The organism is Bradyrhizobium sp. BRP19 (assembly GCF_020194195.1).
Lineage (GTDB): Bacteria > Pseudomonadota > Alphaproteobacteria > Rhizobiales > Xanthobacteraceae > Bradyrhizobium > Bradyrhizobium yuanmingense.
The window spans coordinates 1-1886 of sequence record NZ_JADYVZ010000067.1 but is presented as its reverse complement, the minus strand read 5'-3'; the positions used below and the strand labels follow the sequence as shown (position 1 = coordinate 1886).

At 58.0% G+C, this 1886-nt stretch carries 2 protein-coding genes; both read right to left on the bottom strand.

Features of this window, described 5'->3' with window-relative positions; translation table 11 throughout:
• Positions 1-45: 45 nt before the first annotated feature.
• A complete protein-coding gene (locus I6F36_RS38505) occupies positions 46-432 on the bottom strand; it encodes a hypothetical protein (RefSeq protein WP_036046585.1) in 387 nt (128 codons plus the stop codon).
• Positions 433-803: 371 nt separating this feature from the next.
• Positions 804-1886: outer membrane protein (locus tag I6F36_RS38500; protein ID WP_225173245.1), on the bottom strand; the 1083-nt coding region annotated here is incomplete at its 5' end.

Sequence of the window (1886 nt, the reverse complement as noted above, 5' to 3'; positions counted from 1 at the left end):
GCCCCAAGCTCGTCGTCGCTTATATGATCTACACGATTCGACTGCTCAACGCTGATGTTGTTGTATCTTGAGATTATCCAACAACTTCGAGCCTTCACTGAACGATCTCGACCAAGATCGCTCTGCCAAGTCCAGATAGCTTTTCAGCAACTCGGAGGGCGTTTTGACCTCAGCAACGACTTTTAGAAAATTGGCGTGATCGTGCAAAGAGGAAGCAGTCAATCTCAAACCGTCTTTCAAAGCCGCCGCGAAGAAGTTTGTCGTTGCTTCGATCGACTTCTGCCAATCTGCAAACACGAATGAAGCGCGCGTGGCTGCCGTCGACTGCTTAGTGTGCTCGGCGGCGCCACCTGGCCCAGCAGCCGATGCCTGGGTCACTTGCGGCGCTTGCTGTGTACGGCGTTTCTCGTCTTCAGCTACGCTCGATGCCATTGAACGTCTCCTCTCTGAACTGTAACGTTGTGATTGGTTTCGCGGCTCAGCTCAATCACCTTCAGAGGGTAACACGATCTCCAATATGGGACACCTGCCACTTTTGGTAGCCCTGATCGCAAGGACCTGACTTAAGGACGACATTTGACGTGACCAATGCTGGAGGCGGATTGTTCAGTCTGCCAGATTCCCGGTAGGTGCTCCGATGGCTATATTTCGCGGAGAGTCTGAATCGGCATGTCGCAAAAGCCGTGTAGAGAGCGGCCAGTGGGTCTATGGCGTCGGCGAAGATGGTGTTCAGGCGTTCTGCGACTTTGGCATCGAAAACCTGATCGAGTTCGTCAGGTTCCACAAAGAAAACCCCAAGCTGCTCAGCGCTGGCACGGGAATGAACCAACCAGCCTGCGGCCTACACCGGCTACACCGGATCGGCGCACCGGCGGGTGCTTTCGCGTACAGCGGCGCATCCGACCATTGCGCCGTCCATGGGTCGGAGCCAAAAGGTAGTTCAAGCCGATCTTTCCGATGTGATAGTTGCTGGAGAGGCCCGTTGTGTTCGCCGGAAGAATTGCGAACGGCGGATTCTGCTCCGTCGGAGGAGTCGCGACACTCGGTCCGCCGAAATGCAGATAGTCATACTCAGCTTTCACCGACCATGCAGGCGTAAGCGCTTGCTCGACGCCCAGCCCGATGGTGGCGCCAAGGCGACCATAGTCGAAGTGGGCTTTCTCCTGTGGCGACCCGCCTTCGAAGTTGTTGACGACGTCGCCCCGGTTGTTTTGCCAAGCGACGCCTCCCTTGAGATAGGCCGGCGTGTGGCCCAGCGCGCCAAACGCGTAACCGACGCGACCGGTCCCGGTGGCAAAGACGTTGGGACCTGCCTTGCAGTTTGCGCTCACAATAAAGCCGGAGGCGGCGAGGCAGGTATTTGTCCCGTCGGAGACAGCACCGCTGGCATCCAGTTCGACACCAAATACCCAACCGTTCTTCTGCCAATTGTAGCCGATCTGGCCACCGGCGAGGAACACTGGGGTATCGACGACATCGCCATAGATCGACGGACCGTAGGGATTGCTGAAGGAGGTGCGGCCGTAGCCGCCGCCGACGTGCCCGCCAATATAGCCGCCGGTGGCAGTTTCACTCCTGGCTCGAGGTCTGCCGCATTCGTTGCATCGGTTGCGACGAGCGCGATTGTCGTGGCTCCCAAAAGAAGAACTCCAGATCGCATCCAACACGTCCCTGTATTTTCTCGGTCCACGACCGAGCGCCCTTAAGTTATCGCGCAGCAAAACCGTCGGGGCGGACCAGACGCTAACACCGACGCGCGCCGAGTCCGTCCCGAAGACCATCGCACTGGGATTGGTGATGATGCGGCAAAGAGAGCAAGTCGCGTGCCGAAGTGAATTCGCGGGCTCTGCAGGCACTTCGTCGCGGCGTCCGGCGTCAAGTTGCTG